At 55.4% G+C, this 24426-nt stretch carries 12 protein-coding genes; all 12 read left to right on the plus strand.

Features of this window, described 5'->3' with window-relative positions:
* Nucleotides 1–140: 140 nt before the first annotated feature.
* The 12 genes from A3841_RS09870 (at nt 141) to A3841_RS09925 (ending at nt 24416) form a co-directional block, all read left to right on the plus strand.
* Entirely contained in the window at nt 141–3458 is a 3318-nt protein-coding gene (locus A3841_RS09870) for a SusC/RagA family TonB-linked outer membrane protein (protein ID WP_083610291.1), read from the plus strand.
* A 24-nt stretch (nt 3459–3482) separates the two neighbouring features.
* Nucleotides 3483–5024, plus strand: a complete 1542-nt coding sequence (locus tag A3841_RS09875; protein WP_073852157.1) for a RagB/SusD family nutrient uptake outer membrane protein — start codon at nt 3483–3485, stop codon at nt 5022–5024.
* Nucleotides 5025–5213: 189 nt separating this feature from the next.
* Nucleotides 5214–6155, plus strand: coding sequence for a dihydrodipicolinate synthase family protein (locus tag A3841_RS09880; protein ID WP_073852158.1), 942 nt, complete (start codon nt 5214–5216; stop codon nt 6153–6155).
* Between the two features lie 9 nt (nt 6156–6164).
* Nucleotides 6165–8846 carry a sodium:solute symporter family transporter gene (locus tag A3841_RS09885; protein WP_073852159.1) on the plus strand — a complete coding sequence of 894 codons (2682 nt, stop codon included), beginning with the start codon at nt 6165–6167 and terminating at the stop codon, nt 8844–8846.
* Nucleotides 8847–8955: 109 nt separating this feature from the next.
* Nucleotides 8956–10542 (plus strand): sialidase family protein, encoded by a 1587-nt coding sequence (locus A3841_RS09890; RefSeq protein ID WP_073852160.1) that lies wholly within the window; start codon nt 8956–8958, stop codon nt 10540–10542.
* A gap of 61 nt (nt 10543–10603) precedes the next feature.
* Nucleotides 10604–12691 carry a GDSL-type esterase/lipase family protein gene (locus tag A3841_RS09895; RefSeq protein WP_073852161.1) on the plus strand — a complete coding sequence of 696 codons (2088 nt, stop codon included), beginning with the start codon at nt 10604–10606 and terminating at the stop codon, nt 12689–12691.
* Nucleotides 12692–12704: 13 nt separating this feature from the next.
* Nucleotides 12705–13886 carry an AGE family epimerase/isomerase gene (locus A3841_RS09900; protein WP_073852162.1) on the plus strand — a complete coding sequence of 394 codons (1182 nt, stop codon included), beginning with the start codon at nt 12705–12707 and terminating at the stop codon, nt 13884–13886.
* 177 nt (nt 13887–14063) lie between these two features.
* Complete coding sequence (locus tag A3841_RS09905) at nt 14064–15230, plus strand: sialidase family protein (protein WP_073852163.1); 1167 nt, start codon at nt 14064–14066, stop codon at nt 15228–15230.
* Nucleotides 15231–15563: 333 nt separating this feature from the next.
* Complete coding sequence (locus tag A3841_RS09910; protein WP_073852164.1) at nt 15564–18692, plus strand: glycoside hydrolase family 2 TIM barrel-domain containing protein; 3129 nt, start codon at nt 15564–15566, stop codon at nt 18690–18692.
* 40 nt (nt 18693–18732) lie between these two features.
* On the plus strand, nt 18733–20100 hold the full coding sequence (locus A3841_RS09915) for a glycoside hydrolase family 27 protein (protein ID WP_206073075.1): 1368 nt from the start codon (nt 18733–18735) through the stop codon (nt 20098–20100).
* 801 nt (nt 20101–20901) lie between these two features.
* Nucleotides 20902–22839, plus strand: a complete 1938-nt coding sequence (locus A3841_RS09920) for a peptide-N-glycosidase F-related protein (RefSeq protein WP_073852165.1) — start codon at nt 20902–20904, stop codon at nt 22837–22839.
* A 359-nt stretch (nt 22840–23198) separates the two neighbouring features.
* Entirely contained in the window at nt 23199–24416 is a 1218-nt protein-coding gene (locus A3841_RS09925) for an ROK family protein (RefSeq protein WP_073852166.1), read from the plus strand.
* The last annotated feature ends 10 nt before the right edge of the window (nt 24417–24426 follow it).

Raw genomic sequence — 24426 nt, forward strand, 5'->3', positions numbered from 1 at the left:
GCTTCCTCAAAGCTAAATTACAAATTTAGGGAATACTATATTACCTTTTCTTTACAAAAAAATTAAGGAATTGTTTTGGATAATCAAATAACACGAATAACTTTATTATGTATTACATAATCCATCTAAACCAATGTTATATGAACTTCAAACGTTTACTCATGTTTCTCTTTCTGGGGTTGGGCTTGCTGCTAAGTCCTCACCTCCGCGCGCAGAACGCCACCGTAAGTGGGCGTGTTGTCTCTTCTGAGAACAGCCAGCCGCTCATTGGTGTAAGTCTGAACGTGAAAGGCACCGACCGCGGTACCCAAACCGATACGGACGGCTCCTTTACTATTAGAGCGTCAGCGGGGGATGTGCTGGTGGCAAGGTACCTGGGCTTCGAGACACAGGAAATTACTGTAGAAGATGCCGCGAAGGCACTGGAGTTTGCACTGAAGCCAGCCACAGCAAAGCTAGATGAGGTGGTAGTGGTAGGCTACGGTACGCAAAGCCGCGAAACGCTTACCGGGGCCGTGTCTACCGTGGATGACAAGGTGCTGAAGTCAGCGCCACGCACTAACGTGGCCACAGCGCTGCAAGGCACGGTAACTGGCCTGCGGGTACAGCAAACGTCCGGTCAGCCTGGCTCCACGCCCAATATTACGTTCCGGGGAGGTACCAACTTTAACGGTTCAGGCTCTCCGCTTGTAATCGTAGATGGGGTGATCTTTCCTTCGCTATACGGCATTAACTCCGAGGATATTGAGACGATAAACGTGCTGAAGGATGCGGCTTCTACCGCTATTTATGGCGCAAGAGCCGCTAACGGCGTTATCCTGATTACCACAAAGAAAGGCAAGAAAGGGCGCTCCCAGGTTACCTATAGCCTGAAGCATGCCCAGAACTACATCCGCCGAAATCCCGTGGATTTCATGACTGCGGAAGATTATATCCTCTGGAACCGAAGAGGCCTGGGCAGCAGGTATGAGGCCGCGATGAAAGACAATAACACGGCTGAGGCAAACAATGCCCGTAACCAATTGGCTGGCTCCTGGGGCTGGGCTGTGAGTCCTGCCTGGGCATCGCCGAGCGGCAAATACTCCACGCAACTGGTATCCGGAAATAACCGCCAACTGCTAAACGACCCACGCTGGAACCTGCTGGTAGATAGGAATCCGTTTGATCCTTCGCAGACAGACAGTATACTGTATCTGGCAACATCGCAGCGTGAGTTGGAGGACATGATTCTGCAGGAAAGCACGCTGCAGGAGCACTACCTTAACTTCTCCGGCGGTGGCGACAAAGGTACTTTCTCGCTTGGCCTGGGTACGGTAAAAGACGTTGGCATGGTGATCGGGTCATCCCTAAAGAGGTATAACCTGAACTTTAACGGCGGGCTGGATGTGAACGAAGACTTTAAGGTAAGCCTGAACTTATCGGCATACAACGACAAAAATACGCCATCCTATCTCACAGCAGATGCCGGTGGCGGTTTGACAGGAGGTTTAATACAGCGTTTTGGGGGCATTGCCCCGACCGCTCGCTTTACCCACGACGAAACAGGGGAGATACTGCCGGGTGTGGATGGCGGTACATTGGGCAACCCAGCGTACTTGCGCGATAAGTTCATCAATAAAAACGAGGAGCAGCGCTTCTCGGGCAGCCTGAACCTGGAGTACCAGATTCTCCCGGAACTTAAGTTTCTGGCTACAGCATCCGGTTTTATGCGCTACACCAGCCGTGAGAGCTTTACAAGGGCTTACCAGAATGGTACCGGGGGTGCTTTCATCGACACTAGAAATGCTTCCTTCTCGCTGCCGCAGGCTAACCAGCACTCCTATAATGCCTTCCTGCAGTATGATAACACGTTCGGGAAGCATACTTTAAGCGTGTTGGGTGGTGGTGAGTTCTTCGATGCCCGCTTTTTCCAGTATAGCGCAGCAGGCCGTGGCGCCTCCACCGACTTTATTCCATACTTGTCAGCCTCTACCGAGGCGGTGGGCATCCCGTACTCCGGCTTTTACTCCTGGAACCGCCTGGTATCCGGCATCGGCCGCGTAACCTACGACTACGACGCGCGCTACCTGTTGAACGTGAACCTGCGCTACGATGGCACCTCACGCCTGGCCGATAACCGTTACGGCTTCTTCCCGGGTATATCTGCCGGCTGGAACCTGCATAACGAGGCCTTCTTCAACAACTCTTTCCTCAGCGATTACATCAGCACCATTAAGCCGCGCGTAAGCTGGGGCCAGAACGGAAGTATAGATCCGCTGGATGACTTTGCTACGGCGGCTACCTACGGCGGCACCGGCATCTACGGCGGAAACGCTGGGTTTGCGCCTAACTTCCTGCTGAACACGGCCCTGAAGTGGGAGCGTGCCTCCTCGCTGAACGTCGGATTGGACCTGGGACTGTTCGATAACCGCATCACCTTCATTGGCGATTACTTTATCCGCGATATCTATGACAAGATCACCTCGCTAAGTATACCTGGCTGGACTGGGTACAGCAGCTTTACCACCAACCTGGGCCAGTTGCAAAACCGGGGCGTGGAGTTGGAGGTGAGAGCCAGCGTGATACGCCCGACGCAGCCGGATGGCTTTAGCTGGGATGTTAGCGCCAACTTGTTCCATGTAAAGAACTACGCTAAGCAATTACCGGATAACGGCCTGGAGAAGAACAGACAGGGAACCTACCAGGTGTTTGATCCGGCATCAGACAGGGTGATACACGTAGGCGGCCTGCAGGAAGGCGAGCGCGTTGGCCTGGATGAACTCTGGGCCCCGATATACGATGGCCTGTACCTGACAGAGGCTGATTTGGAGGCTGATGCGAACCTGTACAACTCCTATCTGCCTTACCGCAACAAGACAGTAAAGCTGTTGGGTGATGCCCGCTGGAGAGATTTGGATCAGAACGACACCATCGACTTCCGCGACAGAGTGTTTGTGGGTAGAACAACCCCGACTGTGCAGGGTGGCTTTGGCACGAGCATCGGCTGGAAAGGATTTAACCTGTACGGTCAGTTCGACTTTGCCCTGGGGCACATGATCCTGAACCAGTCCAAGCTCAGAGGCCTGTCGCAGGTGCAGGGCTCGCAGAACGGGCCAGTGGACGTGACCAACACCTGGCACCCGGAAAACCCGAACGGCACGCTGCCGCGCTATTACTGGGCTAACTTTGGCCGCAACTACTTCCAGGATGCCGGTGGCGGAACCACTTCTTTCGCTAATTTCTACGAGAAGGGTGACTACCTGGCCATGCGTGAGATTACGCTGAGCTACCAGGTGCCGCAGGCTTTTTTAGATAATATCCTGAAAGGCAAGATACAGGGGCTGCGCCTGAATGTGACGGGCACCAACCTGGTATACTTTACAGGCTATAGCGGTACTTTCCCGGAAGTAGGTGGCAATGACGTGGGCCGGTACGCCCTGCCGCGCACCATCACCACAGGCCTGAACCTGACACTTTAATCGAACTTTAGCAACGAAACTGATATGAGAAACTATCTATCAACCATAAAGTATGCGCTGGGCATCTCGCTGGTGCTGAGTGCCACGGGCTGCAGCGACCAACTGGATGAGGTACAGCCCCAAACATCGCTTAACCGGGACCTGATCCTGTCGGATCCCAACGCCGCCATGACCCTGTACTATGGCGTGTACGGATCGTTCAGAAACTACCACTATACTTTGTTCACGCTGGGTGAGATGCGCTCTGAGATATGGGCTGACGGCCTTTTCACGGAGTCGGAGGATGGTGGCCTACGGAACTATTATACCCATAACATAGATGCCAATAACGTGCCGGCTAGCAACTGGGCAGGTTTCTACAGCCTGCTGGACAAGGTCAACACGGCCATCAAGCTGTTCCCGCAGACACCCGTGCCTGATGACGAGAAGAACAGGGTGCTAGCCGAGATGCACGGCTTGCGCGCCTTTGTATACTACACCATGCTGAAAACCTGGGGAGGCGTGCCGCTTACCACAGAGCCGGTAACGCAGGTAGGCGGACTGGAGGAACTGTACCGCGAAAGAGCTACACCTGAGGCCGTGATGGCGCAGGTAAAGGCGGATATAGAGCAGTCGTTGAGTTTGTTTGGCAGCGACAATGCCCTTACCGCCCCCTTTACGGGCACCTCGAAGCACATCTACTGGAATCGTGCGGCAACACTCACCCTGAAAGGCGATGCCTACATCTGGTCGGGCACCCATATGGGCGGCGGAAGCGCTGACTTTGCCACGGCGCAGCAGGCGCTGGAGGAGGTAAGTGCCATGGGCGGACTTGGCCTGGTGGAGAACTATGCTGACCTGTTCAACCCGGCACGTGAGGCCGGCAACCAGGAGATCATCTTTGCCATCAGCTACGAGAAGGACGAGGCGACGGTAGGTGCGTACGGCAGCTTCCGTGTCAATACGACTCAGGCTAGCACTCTTTTACTGGATCCTTATACCAACCCAAGGTCGGTGTCACAGGCGTATCCTTACCTATCCGGGGCAAGCCGTGTGGGGCTGTCTGAGAGCATGATTCAAAAGCTGCAGAGCTCCGGGGATGAGCGTATTGATGCAACTTTTGAGGTGATGTACCGCAATGCTCCGCCAACCTACCCAATCGCTGGGGTGCTGCTCACAAAGTTCGCCGGCCGCGAGGACGCGGGTGCGCAGCTTTACGACGTGGACTTCCCGGTTTACCGCTACGCCGATGTGCTGCTGCTGCTGGCCGAGGCCAAGACCAAGCAGGGTGTGGACCCATCCGCAGAGATAAACCAGATACGGGAGCGGGCCTATGGCAGCGACTACACGCCATTTGTGGGCGGCAGCCAGCAGGAGAACATGCAGGCGATCCTGGAGGAGGACCTGCGGGAGTTCATTGGCGAAGGCAAGCACTGGTGGTCATTGCGCAGGGCCGGCAACGAATGGGTGTTTGCTTACGTGGATCCGGTGTACCTGGCGCCGGGGCAGGAGTATAAGTTGCTGCTGCCGATTTCGGTGGGCATGCTGAACTCCGACCCAAAACTGACACAGACACCAGGATATTAATTTGAGAATATTTCATCTTTTGTGTAGATAGGGCCCGGCTTAAGCACGTGTGTTTGGCCGGAGCCCAATCCGCACAACGGAAGGCAGTAGATTCTGAAAGAAGCATTTGTTATACTTATGCGCAGCGTGTGCCGCCAAGTATAAACCCATACTCCTATAGTACCAAAGAAGATTATTACACATACTTAAATGAAACAAGAACACATACACGGGCTCATCGCGGCTCCTTTTACCCCGATGCACCCTAATGGCGGCCTGCACCTGGAGCTGATCCCATCCTACTATAACCTGCTGAAAGCAAACGGGAACACAGGCGCTTTCATCTGCGGATCCACCGGGGAGGGCGTATCGCTCACGCTGGACGAGAAGAAAAAAGTTGCCGAGGCCTGGGCCGACGCCACCAAGGGCGACGATGATTTTAAGGTGATCACCCTGGTAGGCGGTACCTGCCTGCAGGATGCCATTGACCTTTCGAGGCACGCGCAAAGTATTGGTCTGTACGCCGTGTCGTTCACGGCGCCCTCCTACTTTAAGCCTGCCAGCGTGCAAATGCTGGCCGAGTGCTGCAAAGCCGTGGCAGACGCCGTGCCGCAGATGCCTTTCTATTACTACCACATCCCGGTGCTCACAGGAGTGGGCTTCCAGATGATCGATTTATTGGCGGAAGTGGAGGGGAAAATCCCTAACTTTATGGGTATCAAGTACACGCACGAGGACTTCATGGACTACCTCTCGTGCCTGCGCTTCAGCAACGGTAAGTATGACATGCTCTGGGGCCGTGACGAGAACCTGTTATCAGCCTTAGTACTTGGCGCCAAAGGCGGCGTGGGCAGCACGTACAACTATGCCGCGCCGCTCTATACCAACCTGATCGACGCTTATAACAAGGGAGACATGGAGGAGGCAAGAAAGCTGCAGCAGCAGTCCATTGACATGATCCGCCTGCTGGGCAAGTATGGCGGCATCGCCACCGGCAAAGCCTACATGAAACTGATCGGCCTCGACTGCGGCGAGTTCCGCCTGCCGGTACGCAACATGCCTGCCGCGCAGTTCCAGTCTTTTAAGGAGGATGTGGCCGCACTGGGATTTAACGAGTATTGCTCCCGCGCACCTGAAACGAAATATGCCTAACACAGCCTGATGAAAAATATCCTGCCTATACTTCTTTTCCTCCTTGCCGTTACCGTGGGCAGGGCAGAGCAGCAAAAGCCAAACAACTTAGAGTGGTCTGTTGCCGCCACGCTTCCCACCGCTCCCGGCCAGTCGGTGCAACCGGGCCTGGCCGGTCCGCTGGGAGGCGTGCACAACAACGCGCTGCTGCTGGGTGGTGGAGCCAACTTTCCGGATGGTTTACCCTGGGAGGGAGGCAAGAAGAAGTATGGGCAGGATATTTTCGTCTTGCTTAAAGATGAGCAGGGAAAGTATAGCTGGCACGATAAAACCTTTCAGTTGCCGCAACCGCTGGCCTACAGCGCCAACGTCACCACTGCGCAGGGCGTGGTAAGCATTGGCGGGGAGAATGAGCAGGGCATACAAAATACAGTGCTGCTGCTGCAATGGAACCCCGCCACCAAAGAAGTAAAGGTGGAGCAACTGCCGGAGCTTCCGCTGCCGCTCACAAATGCTGCCGCCGCAGTGATCGATAACCAGGTATACGTGGCGGGCGGCGAAACCAAGGGCAAGGCCAGCAATGGCTTTTACCGCCTGGATTTATCTGCACTTACCAAAGGCTGGGAGAAACTGCCGGAGCTGCCAAAAGCGCTGTCGCATGCGGTGGCGGTGGTGCAGTCCAACGGCGAGTACCCGGCTTTATACCTGATTGGCGGCAGGGCCAGAACCAATTCCGGCGTGAGCGAACTCTACGGCTCCACCTTCCGCTACGACCCGAAGAAGAACAACTGGAAACAACTTAGCAACATTACAGACGGCAAAGGAAACGAGACAGCGCTTTCTGCCGCAACCGGCGTCGTATCCGGCGCCAACTACATCCTTATTTTCGGGGGCGACAAAGGCGATATCTTTACGCAGATAGAGCAGCACAACGCCGCCATTGCCCGCACCACCGACGAGGCCGAGAAACAAAAACTCGAAGCCGGCCGACTGGCTCTGCAGACCCGGCACGAGGGCTTCAGCAAAGACATTTACCTCTACAACACCGTTACCGACACCTGGACGAAATCCGGCACGCTGCCTTACGCGCCCGTTACCACCTTTGCCACCCGCTGGGACAACGATATTCTCATCCCTTCCGGCGAGATCAGGCCGGGGGTGCGCACAGCGGAGATATTAAAAGGCAGCCTTACGCCGCAGCATTACTTTGCCTGGCTCGATTATGTGGTGGTGATTTTATACTTGCTCTTGATGATAGGCATCGGCATGTGGAGCTCGCGCAACCAAACCACCACCGACGACTACTTCCGTGGCGGGCAGCGCATACCCGGCTGGGCCGCCGGCCTGAGTATTTATGGCACGCAGCTGAGCGCCATCACCTTTATGTCGATCCCGGCCAAGACGTACGCCACCAACTGGAGCTACTTTATACTTCAGATGACGATTATCATGGTCATCCCGATCATCACCACTTACTTCATACCTTTCTACCGCAAGTTGCAGATCACCTCGGCTTACGAGTACCTGGAGAAGCGCTTTAACTACGTGGCGCGCGCCATGGCCTCGCTGCTCTACATCATGCTGCAACTGGGCCGCCTGGCCATCGTACTGCTGCTGCCAAGCCTGGCCCTGACGCTGGTAACGGGCATAGACGTGAGCCTGTGCATCCTGCTGATGGGCATAATCACGATTTTCTATACTATGAAAGGCGGTATCGAGGCCGTAGTGTGGACGGACGTGGCGCAGGTGGTCATCCTTCTGGGCGGTGCGCTGGTGTGCCTGGTGATGATCCCTTTCCAGCTGGAGGCCGACGCCAACACGATCTGGCAAACCATTCAGCAAAACGAGAAACTTAACATTATCGACCTCACGCTCAGCTTTAACGAGCCTACCCTTTGGGTGGTGCTGCTAGGCGGTCTGGCCATCAATGTGATCTCCTATGGCACCGACCAGTCGGTGGTACAGAAATACCTGACCACGCGCAACGAGGCGGAGTCGAAAAAGAGCTTGCGACTGGGTGCGTGGATGGCGCTGCCCTCGGCGCTGATCTTCTTCTCGATCGGCACCATGCTCTACCTGTACTTTAAGGAGCATCCGGAGAAAGTGAACTACCAGCTGCAGAGCCAGGATGCGATCTTTCCGTGGTACATCGTCACGGAGCTGCCGGCAGGTATTACAGGCCTGCTGATTGCAGCGGTTTTTGCTGCGGCCATGTCTACCCTGAGCAGCAGTATGAACTCGGTTACCACCGCCATCATCACCGACTTCTACAGGCGTTTTGCCCCAAGCAAGTCAGATAAAAGCTACCTGCGCACCGCTAAGTTCATCACCCTGGCTATCGGGGTGGTGGGCACTTCGCTGGCGCTGGTGATGGCGCAGTGGGGTATTTCCTCGCTCTGGGACCAGTTTAACACCATACTCGGCCTGTTTACCGGCGGGCTGGGCGGCTTGTTCGTGCTGGGCATTTTCACCAAGCGGGCTAACGCCAAGGGGGCCATTGCGGGGCTTCTGCTGAGCGGGCTGGTGCAGTTCTACATCAGCCAGTACACCAGCATCAACCTGCTGCTCTACGCCTTTACCGGTCTGGTGGCCTGCGTGGTGTTCGGGTACCTGTTCAGCCTGCTTTTCGGAGGCCAGGAGCGCGAGCATGAGGGCCTGACGATCTACGAGGAGGGCGCACAGCGCGGCAAGGTAAAAGAGAAGGTGTCGTAAAGTATAACCTGCACTGTCCAAAGTATAAATCCAAGTATAAAAGTATAAATCCAAGTATTAACCTGCGGTGAGAATCGCGGCAAGTATAAAACACAAAGTATAAAGTATAATGAGTAGAGCCAAAAGTGTCCTGTCTTGTCTGTTGCTGGTGCTGATCTGCAGCGTGAGCTGCTCCAGAAGTATAAGCACCACGTCACCTGCCACTACAGCCCCATCGGTAAACGGCGTAAGTATAACAAGCACTGCCCCGGCCGTGCCTGTGCTGCGGGGCACAGCGTATAACCCGCTGCTGCGCGTGACCCTGTATGTGCCGGCGGGCGGCAAAAGTATAAACTTCCAACGTATAAAAGCCCGCCTGAACGGCACGGCCCTGCAGGATGTGGAAAAGCTGGATGTATACCTTACGGGCTCCGAGGCGCTGTTCTCAACATCAAACCTGATCAAATCCATAAAGCCCACCTCAGAGGAGTTTGAGGTGCCGTTAAGCATACAGGCCAAGCCGGGCAAGCACTACATCTGGTTCAGCGCCACACTCAAAGAAACGGCCAACATCGACAACAAAGTGGAGCTGCGGGCTACCCAGCTCACAGACGCAAACGGCAAAGTATACCCGGTAGCCGAGGACGGCTCTACGTACGCCAAACGCTTGGGCATTGCCCTGCGCAAGGCCGGTGAAGATGGCTCACACACGTACCGCATCCCCGGCATCGCCACCACCGACAAAGGCACGCTGGTTGCCGTGTACGACATTCGCTACGAACACGCAGGCGATTTGCCAGCTAATATTGACGTGGGCATGAGCCGCAGCACCGACGGCGGCAAAAACTGGGAGCCGATGCAGATTATCATGGACATGGGGGCACCGCACGAAAACAACGGCATAGGAGACCCGTCCATACTTTTTGACCCGGCCACCGGTAAGATCTGGGTGGCAGCGCTGTGGAGCAAGGGCAATCGCTCCATTGCCGGCTCCGGCCCCGGCCTCTCGCCCGACGAAACGGGTCAGTTCGTGCTGGTGAGCAGCGACGACGACGGCAAAACCTGGTCGGAACCCTATAGCATCACCGGGCAGATCAAAAACCCTGACTGGCGCATCTACTTCAACGGCCCCGGAAACGGTATCGTGATGCAGAACGGTACGCTGGTGTTCCCGTCGCAGTACTGGGATGAGCACAAGATGCCGCATTCCTCCATCATCTACAGCCAGGACAACGGCAAGACTTGGAAGAGCGGCATCGGTGCCAAAGCCAACACCACCGAGAGTCAGGTAGTGGAGACCACGCCGGGCACGCTGATGCTGAACATGCGCGACAACCGCGGCCGCTTCCGCTCCGTGGCCACCACCACTGACCTGGGCCAGACTTGGGTGGAGCATCATACTTCCTACAGCGCCCTGCCTGATCCGGTATGCATGGCCGGTTTCATCAAGGCCGATGTGCGCACGAAGAGTGGGCAGCAGGAAGTCCTTTTCTTCAGCAATGTCGCCACGCCACACAGCCGTTACAACATCACGCTCAAAGCCAGCACCGATCTGGGCGAAACCTGGCAGCCTGAGAATCAACTGTTGATTGACGAGCGCGGTACGTACGGCTACTCGGCCCTCACTAAAATTGACGATAACACCATTGGGCTGCTCTACGAGGGCGTGCGCGAGCTATACTTTGTGCGCGTACCGGTAAGCGAAGTACTAAACTAGAACACAGTGATACACCTGCCCGGCTATACTTGCGGGCAGGTGTATTGTATTTACATCTGCTATGACTCGTTTCCTACTGCTTTTTATCGCCTTTATACTTGCTGTACCCGGGTATTCGCAACAAGCTACTGCCCGGCTGAAGGTAGCCTGTATCGGCAACTCCGTAACCTATGGCTATCTGCTTGAGGACAGGGAGCAAAAAGCTTATCCGGCGCAGCTCCAGCAGCTGCTCGGGCCAACGTATGACGTAGGCAATTTCGGGCTGAGCGGGGCTACGTTGCTGCGAAAAGGCCACCGGCCTTACACCAAAACGCAGCAGTATAAGGATGCCCTTGCCTTCGAGCCTGACATTGCCGTGATCCACCTGGGCCTGAACGACACCGACCCGCGCAACTGGCCGAACTACCGCGATGAGTTTGCCGCCGATTACTACCACCTGATCGACACGCTGCGCGCCGTTAACCCGGAAGTGCGCATTCTTATCTCCCGGCTCACGCCCATCTTCTCGGGGCACCCACGCTTCACGTCCGGCACCCGCGACTGGTTCTGGCAAATTCAGGAGCTTATCCCTGTCATCGCCGAAAACAGAAACGTGGAGCTCATTGACCTGCACACGCCGCTCTACAGCCGCCCTGACCTGTTCCCCGACGAGCTGCACCCTACGGCCGAGGGAGCGGGCATTATTGCTGGCACCGTGTTCGGGCACCTGACGGGCAAGTATGGCGGCCTGCAGCTGGCTCCCGCTTTCTCCGACCACATGGTGCTGCAGCAGCAAATGCCGATTCCGGTGCAGGGCAAAGCAGACGCGGGGCAGGAGGTAACCGTGGAGTTCAACGGAGTAGAAGTAAAGGCCAGTGCCGGCCCGGACGGAAAATGGAAAGCCATACTTCCGTCTCAGAAGGCAGGAGGCCCGTATCAGCTGCAGGTTTCGACACCAGACAAAAGTATAAGTATAAACGACGTGCTGGTGGGGGAGGTATGGCTGAGCTCGGGGCAGTCGAACATGGCTTTTCCGCTGGCGGCGGCACAGGGCGGAAAAGAGGAACTGCGGCAGGCGCAACAGCTTTCAAACGTTCGACTGCTGCACATGAAACCGCTTGCCGAGACGGGCAACTTCGCCTGGGACTCGCTCACGCTGCAAAAGGTAAACCAACTGGCGTACTTCTCGGGCTCCTGGCAGCGGGCCGACTCGGCTTCCGCAAGGGATTTCTCGGCTGTGGCCTACTACTTTGGCAAGCAGTTGCAGGAGGAACTAAACGTACCCATCGGGCTGATACAGGTAGCCGTGGGCGGCTCTACCACCGAGTCGTGGATTGACCGCTACACGCTGGAGCACCACCCGCAACTCGTGGACATGCTGCACAACTGGCGCAAGTCGGATTTTGTGATGGACTGGGCCCAGGAACGGGCAGGCGTAAACATAAAGGGCGCAAAAGCAGCCAAGCAGCGCCATCCCTACGAACCAGCTTATAACTATGAGGCCGGCATCGCCCCGCTCATCGGTTTCCCTATTAAAGGCGTGATCTGGTACCAGGGCGAGAGCAATGCCCACAACATTGAGCTGCACGAAGAGGTGTTTAAAACACTGGTGAGCAGCTGGCGTGAAAAATGGGGCTACAACTTTCCCTTCTACTACACCCAGCTCTCCAGCATCAACCGCCCCAGCTGGCCGCACTTCCGCGACAGCCAGCGCAGGCTGCTCTCGCAGGTAGCAAATACCGGCATGGCCGTCACAAGCGACATAGGCGACCCGCAGGACGTGCACCCGACGCAGAAAAAGCAGGTAGGGGAGCGGCTGGCGGCCTGGGCCCTGTCCAAAACCTACGGCAAGCGGGTGCCCTACAGCGGTCCGCTGTTCAAGGAGGCCCGGTTCTCGGGTAACCAAGCGGTTTGTACGTTTGAGTACGGCAAGGGGCTGCAGGCCAGCGACGGCACAACCCTGCGCGGCTTCGAGGTGGCAGGCAGCGACAGGATTTTCAGGGCGGCAAAGGCCGAGATACGGGGGAACAAAGTATGGGTATCTTCGGATGAAGTGCCGGAGCCGAAGTATGTGCGCTACGCCTGGGAGCCGTACACGACGGCCAACCTCGTGAACAAAGCGGGCCTGCCCGCCTCTACCTTCAACAGCTTTTTCTCCAAAAACAAGTAAAACACCTCCTGATATGGAAGCGAATCATACAAAAGACCTGAACTACTACAGAGACTTCTACAAAAACCAGCTCCTCAGCTATACGGTGCCATTCTGGTTTCCGCGCTCCATTGATGAGGAGCACGGTGGCTACCTGTTCATGCGCGATGCGGACGGGAGCCTGCTGGATGATGACAAGGCCGTGTGGATACAGGGCCGCGCCGCCTGGCTGCTGGCCACCCTTTACAACACCGTGGAGCAAAAACCGGAGTGGCTTGAAGGGGCTAAGAAGGGGATAGACTTTCTGCGCCAGCACTGCTTCGACACCGACGGGCGCATGTTTTTCCACGTGACGCGCGAGGGCCAGCCCATCCGCAAGCGCCGCTACTTCTTCTCCGAGACCTTTGCCGTGATCGCTTTCGCCGCCTACGCCAAAGCCAGCGGTGATAAAGAGATCGCCCAGGAAGCCCGGAGATTATTTGGCAAATGCCTGGAGTATGCCACCACGCCCGGTCTGCTGGAGCCCAAGTTCACCGACACGCGCCCGGCCAAAGGCATCGGTGTGCCGATGATTATGATGAACACCGCCCAGCAACTGCGGGATACTATCGGTGACGAGCGCTGCGACGAGTGGATCTCCAAATGGATTGCCGACATTGAAAAGGACTTTGTAAAAGACGATATCCGCTGCGTGATGGAGCAGGTGGCGCCTGACGGCAGTATCATCGACCACATCGACGGCAGAACCCTGAACCCGGGCCACGCCATCGAAGGAGCCTGGTTTATACTACATGAGGCCCGCTACCGCAACAACGACCCGCACCTGATAGCCCTCGGCTGCCGCATGCTCGACTACATGTGGGAGCGCGGCTGGGACAAAGAGCACGGCGGCATTTTATACTTCCGCGACGTGTACGGCAAGCCGGTGCAGGAGTACTGGCACGACATGAAGTTCTGGTGGCCGCAAAACGAGACCATTATCGCTACCCTGCTGGCCTTCCTGATGACGGGCAACCAAAAGTATGCTGACTGGCACCAGCAGATCCACGACTACGCCTACAGCCACTTCCACGATAAGCAAAACGGCGAGTGGTTCGGCTACCTGCACCGCGACGGCAGCGTGTCCAACGGCAGCAAAGGCAACCTGTTCAAAGGCCCCTTCCACCTGCCGCGCCAGGAATGGTACTGCTGGCAGGCGCTGGAAGCGTTTCTTTAAATTTTGAATGAGTGATTGAGTGAATGTGTGAATTAAACATACCAAGATCTCAACTTTCTAACCTTCTAGCTTTTTAACTTTCTAACTATCAGGGTACAAGTAACTGCGTCTTGACAACGGCTAAACTTTTTAACTCCCAAGCGCTTTAAACCTAAACTCCTAAATTTTTTATACCTCATGTTTCGTTTTTTACTTACCATCACCCTTTTTTGCACCACGCTTCTCACGCAAGCCCAAACTACCGACGTTCCGGTATTCATCTCCGGCCAAGAAGGGCATAAATCCTACCGAATTCCGGCTATTATCGACCTGCCCAACGGCGACATACTGGCCTTTGCGGAGGGCAGGGTGCATGGCGCCGCCGATTTTGGCGATGTGAACATCGTGATGAAGCGCAGCCCGGACAAGGGCAAAACCTGGTCGGCGCTGCAGACCGTGGTGGATTATGACACGCTGCAGGCCGGTAACCTGGCCCCGGTGGTGGACCTGACAGACCCGGTCTATCCGAAAGGCAGAATCTTCCTGTTCTACAACACGGGCAACGCGCACGAGTATGACGTACGAAGCGCCAAAGGCTACCGCGAAGTATGGTACATCACCTCCACTGACAACGGGCAGACCTGGTCGGAGCCGGTAAACATCACCACGCAGGTGCACCGCCCCAACATGCCTTCTGCCAACGCAGCCTATACTTTCCGGGAGGACTGGCGGTCCTATGCCAACACGCCCGGCCATGCCATTCAGTTCGCCAACGGCAAGTATAAAGGCCGCCTCTATGTAGCCGCCAACCACTCCGAGGGCAATCCGAAAAACACGGCCGAGGATTACTTTGCCCATGGCTTTTACACCGACGACCACGGCAAGACATTTAAGATAAGCGAGACGGTGCCAGAGCCGGGCAGCAACGAGGCAATGGCCGTGGAGCTGACAAACGACAAGCTGATGATGAACATTCGCAACCAGCAGGGCGATGTGCGCGCCCGCATCATCAGCATCAGCAGCGACGGCGGCGCCACCTGGGATACCACCTACTTCGACCAGCAACTGCCGGACCCGGTAAACCAGGGAAGCATACTTCGGATCGGCAAAAAGAAAGGGAAAGCCATACTTGCCTTCTGCAATGCCGCCGACACGAAGCGTCGTGATAACCTGACCCTGCGCATCAGCTACGACGAGGGCAAGACCTGGCCTGAGCAGCATGTGATCGCCAAGAGCCCGGACAATGAAAAAGACCACGCGGCCTACTCTGACCTGGTGAATATCGGGAAGAAGGAGATCGGCGTGCTGTACGAGAAAAACGGCTACCAGCAGATCGTGTTCACGGTGGTGAAGTGGAAGAAGTAGCAGCAGCATACCCATAGATAAAAGTATAAAGCCACCACGCCTCCCGATAGTTTCAGCAAAGGGAGGCGAGGTGGCTTCTTTAGTGCCCGATTACATCTGCATGATTTGCGTTTACGAAAACATTGCGTAATTTTCTACTTCGTAAGCCAATGTGCTGCCGCCGGTCCACGTCCTCGTTAGGAAGACCAGCGGCACGATGCCGGGTTTCGCCGGCAAGGAAGAGGAAAGTATAAATTCCCTGTCCGCACCAAAACCCATACTTTCACGAAGTATGAGCAGGCCCTTTTAGGGGAGCCAGAATCAAAACGCAACACGATCCTATTTACTTATATCATGAATAAACTCTTACCGCTTATCTGCTTCCTGGCAGTAGGCTTTTTCCCGGCGCTTGCCCAGAAACCTTACCTCGACCCTGTATTTGAGAATCCTGCGATACAGGAAGAAAACCGCCTGCCGATGCGGGCCTCTTACTTTCCGTTTGAGGATGCAGCCAAAGCCGCTGCCGGCGACAAGGCCAAGTCCTCCCGCTTTATGTCCCTAAACGGCATGTGGAAATTCCACTGGGTGGAGAATTACAAGCAGCTGCCGCAGGATTTCTATGCCACCAACTTCAGTGATAAAAGCTGGAAAGAGTTTCCGGTGCCGGCCAACTGGGAGTTTAATGGCTATGGCGTGCCGATTTATGTGAACCCGTTCTACGAGTTCAATATGACCAACCCGCGGCCGCCGGACATTCCGGATAACATCGACCAGCCAGCCGGTGCTTACCGCCGGACGATCACCCTGCCTGCCAACTGGGAAGACCAGCGCGTGTTCATCCACCTGGGCGCTGTGAAATCAGCCTTCAAGCTTTATGTGAATGGCAAGTATGTGGGCCTGGGCAAGGATAGCAAGTTGGAGTCGGAGTTCGACATTACGCCGTACGTGCAGCCGGGCCAGAACCTGATTGCCCTGGAGGTGCGCCGCTGGAACGACGGCAGCTACCTGGAGGCGCAGGACATGTGGCGCGTGTCGGGCATCAGCAGAGACACTTACCTTTATGCCCGCCCGAAGGTGCATTTCTACGACTACGTAACCAATGTGTCTCTGGCCAACGGCTACCGCGACGGCGTGATGAACCTGCACGTAACGGCCTGGAACAACACCGACGAGAACCAGGAGAAGTATAAAGTGAACGCCGCCCTGTACGATGCCGACGGCAGAAAAGTATGGAGCGCCCAGCAAAACACCTGGGGCCTGAAAATGAAGCAGGGTAAAACCGAGCTTCGCTTTAACGCCAATGTTGCTAACGCCAAGGCCTGGAGCGCCGAAACGCCGAATCTTTATCGCCTGGAAATCGCCCTCTACGACGGTGACGGCAAGGTGCAGGAGGTGATCAGCCGCAAAATGGGCTTCCGAACGGTAGAGATCAAGAACACGCAGATACTGGTAAACGGCAAGCCGGTGATGTTTAAGGGTGTGAACCGCCACGAGACGCACCCGGAAACGGGGCAGGTAGTGAGCCGCGAGGCCATGCTGGAGGAAGTGAAGCTGATGAAGCAGCTGAACGTGAACGCCGTGCGCACCAGCCACTATCCGAACGACTCCTACTTCTATGAGCTTTGCGATATATACGGCCTCTATGTGATGGACGAGGCCAATGTGGAGTCGCATGGCATGCACTACGATCTGGGCCGCACACTGGCCAACGCGCCGGAGTGGGAGCTGGCGCACCTGACGCGCATCGGCCGCATGATCCGCCGCGACCGCAATCACCCGAGTATTTTCTCCTGGAGCCTGGGCAACGAAGCGGGCAATGGCTGGAACTTCTACCGTGGCTACGAACTGGCCAAGAGCCTGGACCCGTCGCTGCCGGTGCACTACGAGCTGGCCTCCGGCGACTGGAACACCGACATCTACTCTAAAATGTACCGCACGCCGGAGGAGGTAGTAGCGTACGCCCAAAGCAACCCGACCCAGCCATACTTGCTTTGCGAGTACGCGCACGCCATGGGCAATAGCATCGGCAACTTTAAGGAGTATTGGGATATTTTCGAAACGTACCCTGTGCTGCAGGGCGGCTTTATCTGGGACTGGGTAGACCAGGGCGTGTACCGCATGAAGGACGGCAAGAAGATCCTGGGCTACGGCGGCGACTGGGGCGATAAAGATACGCCAAGTGATAATAACTTCCTGATTAACGGCGTGATCGGCGCGGATCGTACCTTCCACCCGCACTCTTACGAGGTACGCAAAGTATACCAGGAGATCGCTTTCACGCTGAACAGAAACCAGCTGGGCGTGCGCAGCAAGTACTTCTTCCGCACCCTGGATAACTTTAAACTGAACTGGACGCTGCTGCGCGATGGCAAAGAAGTGAAATCCGGTACAATTGATGAGCTCACCGTGCAGCCGGGGCAATCCGTTAGACTTACCCTGCCGGACGAGGCCATCAAAGCCGATACGGCCAATGAATATTACCTACAGGTTAAGGCTGTGCTTAAAAACGATGAGGGCGTGCTGAAGGCAGGTACTGAGTTGGCCTTTGAGGAATTCGCCCTGAGCAAGCCTGTGTCGCCAGCCTATGCTGCGAGCAGCGACAAGATAAACGTAACAGACGGAGCCTCGGCCATTGAACTCGCGAACAAGCGCTTCAGCCTGACGGTGGATAAGAAAACCGGAAACATCACTTCCTACAAAGCCAATGGGAAGACGATTTTGGAGAGTGGCCCGCGCATCAACTTCTGGCGCCCCGGCACCGACAACGATTTCGGAGCCAACCTGCAGAAGCGCCTGCGCGCGCTGAAGGACGCCGACGACAAGGCCGTGGTGAAAAAGGTGAACGTAGAAACGCTGGCCGACGGGCAGGTACAGGTAAACATTGAGAAGGAACTGCTGGACGGCGGCTTGAAGTATGAGCAAACCATCATCGCCGACGGCAATGGTGTCCTGACGGTGAAAAACAACGTGCAGCCGCTGAAGGAGCTGAAGATGATGACCTTTAAAGTAGGCAACCACATGACGCTGCCGACTGACTTTAAAAACATAGAATGGTACGGCCGCGGTCCGTGGGAGAGCTACTGGGACAGAAAGACCGCTGCTTTAGTTGGTCAGTACAAAGGCAGTATTGCCGAGCAGTATCACCCGTACGTGCGTCCGCAGGAGAGCGGAAACAAGAGTGATGTGCGTTGGGCCAAGATCAGCCGTAAAGACGGCTCGGGCATCATCATCCAGCACATCGATACGCTGCTGAACGTAAGCGCCCTGCCCTACAGCCCGGACCAGCTGTTCCCTGGCTTCGACAAGCACCAGACGCACTCGGGTTCGCTGGAGCCGGATAAAAACATCCACCTGCACGTGGACCTGCAGCAGCTTGGCGTGGGAGGCAACAACAGCTGGGGCCTGCTTCCGCTGGACAAGTATAAACTGTTCCTCAACAGGCCATACTACTACGAATACCGCATCGTGCCGGTGAAAAAGTAGTTTTGATTGATTTTTAGCGAAGCGGCACATAGGGATACCTGTGGCCGCTTCGTTTGTGCTTAAGTACCTGGATCAAAGTATAAAAAGTATAAACCAGGGCGTTTCGGCAGTGGGAGAGGAGTATACTTTTAGGAAGACACACGCTATGTTCAAAAAACTCATCCCTTGCCTTTTGTTTCTTGCGCTGCTCTCCTGCCGAAGCCAGCCGAACAGCACTGTTACCAGCTCTGCACCAGCGGCTGGCAAAACTGATACGGTAGCAGAGCGCCCCAAAACGCCCATCATGGGTTGGTCGAGCTGGAATAACTTCCGGGCCAACATCAGCGAAGACATCATCAGGGCGCAGGCCGATTTCATGGTCTCGTCGGGGATGCAGGAGGCGGGTTATACTTACGTCAACATCGATGACGGCTTCTTTGGCGGACGCGACGAAACTGGAACGATCGTGGCCCATCCGGAACGGTTCCCAAGCGGCATGCGCGCCCTGAGCGACTACATCCACTCCAAAGGATTGAAAGCGGGAATCTACTCGGATGCCGGCATCAACACCTGCGCCTCCTACTGGGACAAAGACACGGTGGGCGTGGGCATGGGGCTGTACGGGCACGACGCGCAAGATTTACAGTTGATGCTGCAGGAGTGGAACTACGACTTTATTAAAGTGGACTGGTGCGGCGGCGATTGGCTGGGGCTGGACGAGCAGACCCGCTATACGCAGATCGGAAACCTAATCCGCCAGATTCGGCCGGATGTGGTGTATAATGTCTGCCGCTGGAAGTTTCCGGGCGAGTGGGTGGTGCCGCTGGCAGACTCCTGGCGTATTTCCGGAGACATTGACAATACATTTGCTTCGGTGATGCACATCGTGGACCTGAATGCGGAGTTATGGAGGCATGCCTCCCCCGGCCATGTAAACGACATGGACATGCTGCAGGTAGGGCGGGGCATGAGCTACGAAGAAGACAAAACGCACTTTTCGATGTGGTGCATGATGAGCTCCCCGCTGCTGGCCGGCAACGACCTGCGCCAGATGAGCCCGGAGACGATCAGCATCCTGACGAATAAAGAACTGATCGCCATCAACCAGGACAAGTTGGTGTACCAGGCCCGCCGGCTGGTGGACAAAGGCGACCTGGAAGTATGGGCCAAGCCCCTGCAGACCACCATGAGCGGGCAGGTAGCCGTGGCGCTGCTCAACCGATCGGATAAAACGGCATCTATTACCTTCCACCCGGATGCTGTGGGTCTGGACGCCGCCAAAGGCTATACGATGCGCGACCTGTGGGCGGAAAAAGATTTTGCAGTTTCTACAGCGAAAGAAGTTAATTTTAACGTTCCGGCGCACGGGGTGGTGGTGCTGAGGCTACAGGGCGTTTCCCGGCCTTACAATGTTTTTCAGTATAAGTAAAGCGTTACGAGCTGGCGTGCAGGGAAGAGGGGATTTTGAGACAAAGGACATAAGACCTCAGACAGAGGAGGCTTTGCAGTGCCGAATCTAACCATCCCTGGTCCCTCTGCTTCACCCCACCCCACCCCTCCCCTAAAAACAGGGGAGGGAGTTCGGTTTAAGTTGCATAGCAGTGGCTATCGAATTGATACCCAGCCTTTGGGTTGAGCGCCTTGTGAGATCCGGTGCCACGATAGTGGCAGCGCCCTGGCGCAGGAGGGAACACAGCGCGATGCCCGAAGGCGAGCCCTCTCGGGCTTGAGAGAGCCAAAGTCAGAAATGAAACGAGCAGGTTGTAAAACCGTGGATGAACGGGGGCTAGAAAGTATAGCTTGTGTCAAATTGCAGGAAGCGGCGGCTATGGGAAGTATAGCCAAAGTATAAAGTATGGCCTACGCGGATTAGGAAATCCGCAGCAGCTTTGGTTCCGGACAAGGATGTTTGGAACAGCAAGTATAAAAGGCACAAGCGGACGCCCCGAAATGCTCCGGGACTTTCAGCTTGCGCCAGCAGCAGCTATGAAAGTATGAACTGAAGTATAAAAAGCCACAAGCGGACGCCCCGAAATGCTCCGGGACTTTCAGCTTGCGCCAGCAGCAGCTATGGAAGTATAAAAAGTATAAACTGAAGTATAAAAGTATAGGCGAAGTATAAAGTATGACTTTTCAAGTCAGATAAGCACAGACTCTATATCATACTTAAAAGCAAGTATGCGCCAGTAAAATCAACTAACAACAAAAGCAAAATATAAACACCCTGAAAATGAAGTATAAACTTACCCGCAACGTATGGCGCTACACCCTGGCGGCCATCCTCTCCCTCGTCGCCTTACAAACCCACGCCTCCGATACCCTGAACGTGGTGACGCACAACCGCTTGACGGTAGTAACTGACCCTAGCCAGGGCAATAATTACTACAAGGCCTGGGGCGTGTTCCCATCCAAAGTCGAGGATATCCGAAGTATAAAGCTGAAGCTGCGCCTTGGCTGTCCTGATGGTATGCGCTGCGCAGATTGGGACTACAAAGACCACATCACCATCCGCCGCACAGGTGGCGTGAAAGGCGAGTCGCAGGACATCGAGATTGGCCGCATGCTGACGCCTTATGGCGGGGCTTTTGGCAAAGAATGGACTTTCGACTGGGAAGTGGACATTACCGACTTCAGCCTGCTGCTGCGCGATAGCGTGGAGATAGAGTATAACCACACCGGCTGGGAACCGAATGAGGACCGCGGCTGGACCGTGACAATGGACTTCGAGGTCGTGAAGGGCAAACCGGCCTGGGAGCCTATCTCGATACAGAAAATCTACGACGGCGCCTACCGCTACGGCGACCCGGCCAACCCGATCGAGAACGCACTGAAGCCGACCACGTTTACGGCGGATAAAAATGCCGCTTTCGCCCGCCTGCGCGTGGTGCAGACCGGTCACGGCATGGACAAGCCCGACAACTGCGCAGAGTTCTGCAGTAAGTTCCGGGAAGTATACTTCGACGAGAAACTCATCGACAGAAGAGACATCTGGAAAAAGTGCGGCGAGAATCCGCTTTACCCACAGGCCGGCACCTGGGTGTTCGACCGTGCTGACTGGTGCCCCGGCGATCTGATGCAACCCGACCTGTTCGACCTGCCCGTGAAGCCCGGAACGCAGCATGCCGTGGACATCAACATGGAGGCTTATACTTCCTCGGATCCGAGCGCTGACGAATACATCACGGCCTACCTCATCCAGTATAAAAAGCCTGCCGCCAAAAACGACGTGGCCATCACCGACATCATCCGCCCATCCCTGAAGGACGCGCACCGTCGCCAGAACCCGGCCAACGTGCAGCCGCAAATCGTGGTGCGTAACATGGGCGCAGCGCCGCTTACAAGTATGCAAATCAGTTACGGCACCAAGGGCTTCTCTAAAAAGAAGTATAACTGGACCGGCAACCTGCAGCCGTCAGGCTATACGATTATCGCCCTGCCCGGCGAGATCGAGAGCAACCCAGGGCAGAACACCTTTGAGGTGGAGCTGCAGCGGCCAAACGGTAAAAAGGACAAATATGCGGCCGACAATAAAATGAATAGCACTTTTGAGGCGGTGCCACGGCATGGGGGCACGGTGATCGTGTACCTGATGACGAACAACCAGCCGGAGCAGAACAGCTATGTGCTGCAGGACAGCAAAGGTAAAGTGCTGAGCGAACGAGCCGCCGGGTCCCTGAAGGCAAATACCCTGTACCGCGACACAGTGCAATTGACTATTGGCAAGTATGAGTTTATACTTCAGGATAGCGGCGGAAACGGGCTGGAGTTCTGGGCCAACCCGCGCGGCGGCAGGGGCAAGGTACGCCTGCTGAACCAGGATGGCGCCATGCTGCAGGATTTCGAGTCTGACTTCGGCTCTTCGGTGCGCTATGCCTTTGAGGTGGGCACGCCGGTGGCTCCTGTTACGGACCAAACCTCTTTCGGCCTCTACCCAACCCGCACAAACGACTCCACCACCTTCGATTATTACGCCAACCTGCCGCACGACGTGGTCGTGCAGATCGTGACGGACCCGGGCGACGAGGTAGTGCTAGAGAAAAAGTATGAGCAGCTAAAGGAGGGCGTGTTTTCCTACGACCTGAGCCAGCACCCGAAGGGCCGCTTTTACCTGAAAGTATATGTGGACGGGGAGGAGAAATTTAAAAAGCGCATCCGTCTCAAAGAGTAATTCCCGACAAACCACACATCAAACACCGCCGCCTGCAAGCACCCCGTCTTGCAGGCGGTTTTTTTTTTCAGGCCTTCCCACCACATCATGGCCACCTCCTTCCTCAAAATATTTTTTTTGCCTAATTGTCAGATTTCCTCTCTGTGTTTTCTCTTGTTTTAGCGGTTGCGTGTGCGTGTACACCAGACGTTAGGCTTATTTAAGTACAAATTTTCCTGATAAACTACAAGGGTGATTAATTACTCAAAGTAGGCAGTACTTCTTAAAATTTTCTCTAAAGTATTTTTATATTAAATAAAGTCAACCTACTTTGGTAACAATTTCGTAAAGAAGGTCCCAAATTCACCATATTCCATCTGATGTTTGGCAAACAGGTTGCTTATAAAAGGAACATCGCAAAGCATTTATACTTTGCCGGTGACCTGTCGTGTGCTGACCTCAGCACCCTCACAGGTAAGAGTGTCCCTCTTACTGCCCGCTTGCTGGGCGAGCTGGTTAACGAGGGAACGGTGGTCGAGACAGGCTATGCCCTCTCCACCGGTGGCAGGCGACCGCAGATGTACTCGCTGAGGCCGGATTTAATGTATGTGGTGTCTGTTGCGATGGATCAGCTCATTACCCGCATCGCCCTGCTGGACATGCACAATAACTACATTGGAGAGGTACATAAGGTGGAATTGCCATTGGCAGATAATCCCGATGCCCTGCAGCAACTGGCCCGTCATCTCACACAATTTATAGCGCAGACAGGCGTTCCTGCTGACAAGATTATTGGCGTTGGTATCGGTATGCCGGGATTTGTGGATGTTATAAAAGGAGTCAATCACTCATTTCTGAATAACGGGCAGTTCAGCCTGGTCACGTACCTGGAGTCTGAAATCAAGCTTCCGGTTGTGATTGACAACGACTCTAGTCTGGTGGCCCTGGCTGAGCATAAATTAGGCACTGCCAAAGACAGGCAGAACGTCATGGTGCTGAGCATCGGCTGGGGCATTGGACTGGGGATGGTGCTGAACGGGGCCCTGTTTAGGGGGCACAACGGGTTTGCAGGCGAGTTCAGCCATATCCCCATCTTTATGAACGACAAGATGTGCAGCTGCGGCAAGAGCGGCTGCCTCGAGACCGAGACCTCCCTGGTGGTGGTAGCGGAGCGGGCGGTTGAGGGGCTTAAGTCGGGCCGGGCCTCGATGCTGCAGGGGCTTACGCTGGTTGATATGGAAGCAACCTCTAACGCTATTATGGAGGCAGCGCTGAAAGGAGACCGCTTCGCCATCGAGCTATTCTCAGATACGGCTTATAACATAGGCAGGGGCGTGGCCACGCTGATACATCTCCTTAACCCGGAGCTGATCGTGCTCAGTGGCAGGGGATCTGTGGCCGGTAAGCTCTGGATGGCCCCACTCCAACAGGCGATCAACGAGCACTGTATTCCTAAAATCGCCGAAGACATGGAAATCAAAGTATCAACATTTGGGTACGAGGCAGAGATCATTGGCGCGGCGGCGCTGGTGATGGAACACTACGACACCTTAAGCCTGGGGAAAAGCAAAACGGTAGGCCAGCATCAGGGAGTTTAGCCCGGTACTG

Origin of the sequence: Pontibacter flavimaris (assembly GCF_001907195.1) — a bacterium.
Classification (GTDB): domain Bacteria; phylum Bacteroidota; class Bacteroidia; order Cytophagales; family Hymenobacteraceae; genus Pontibacter; species Pontibacter flavimaris.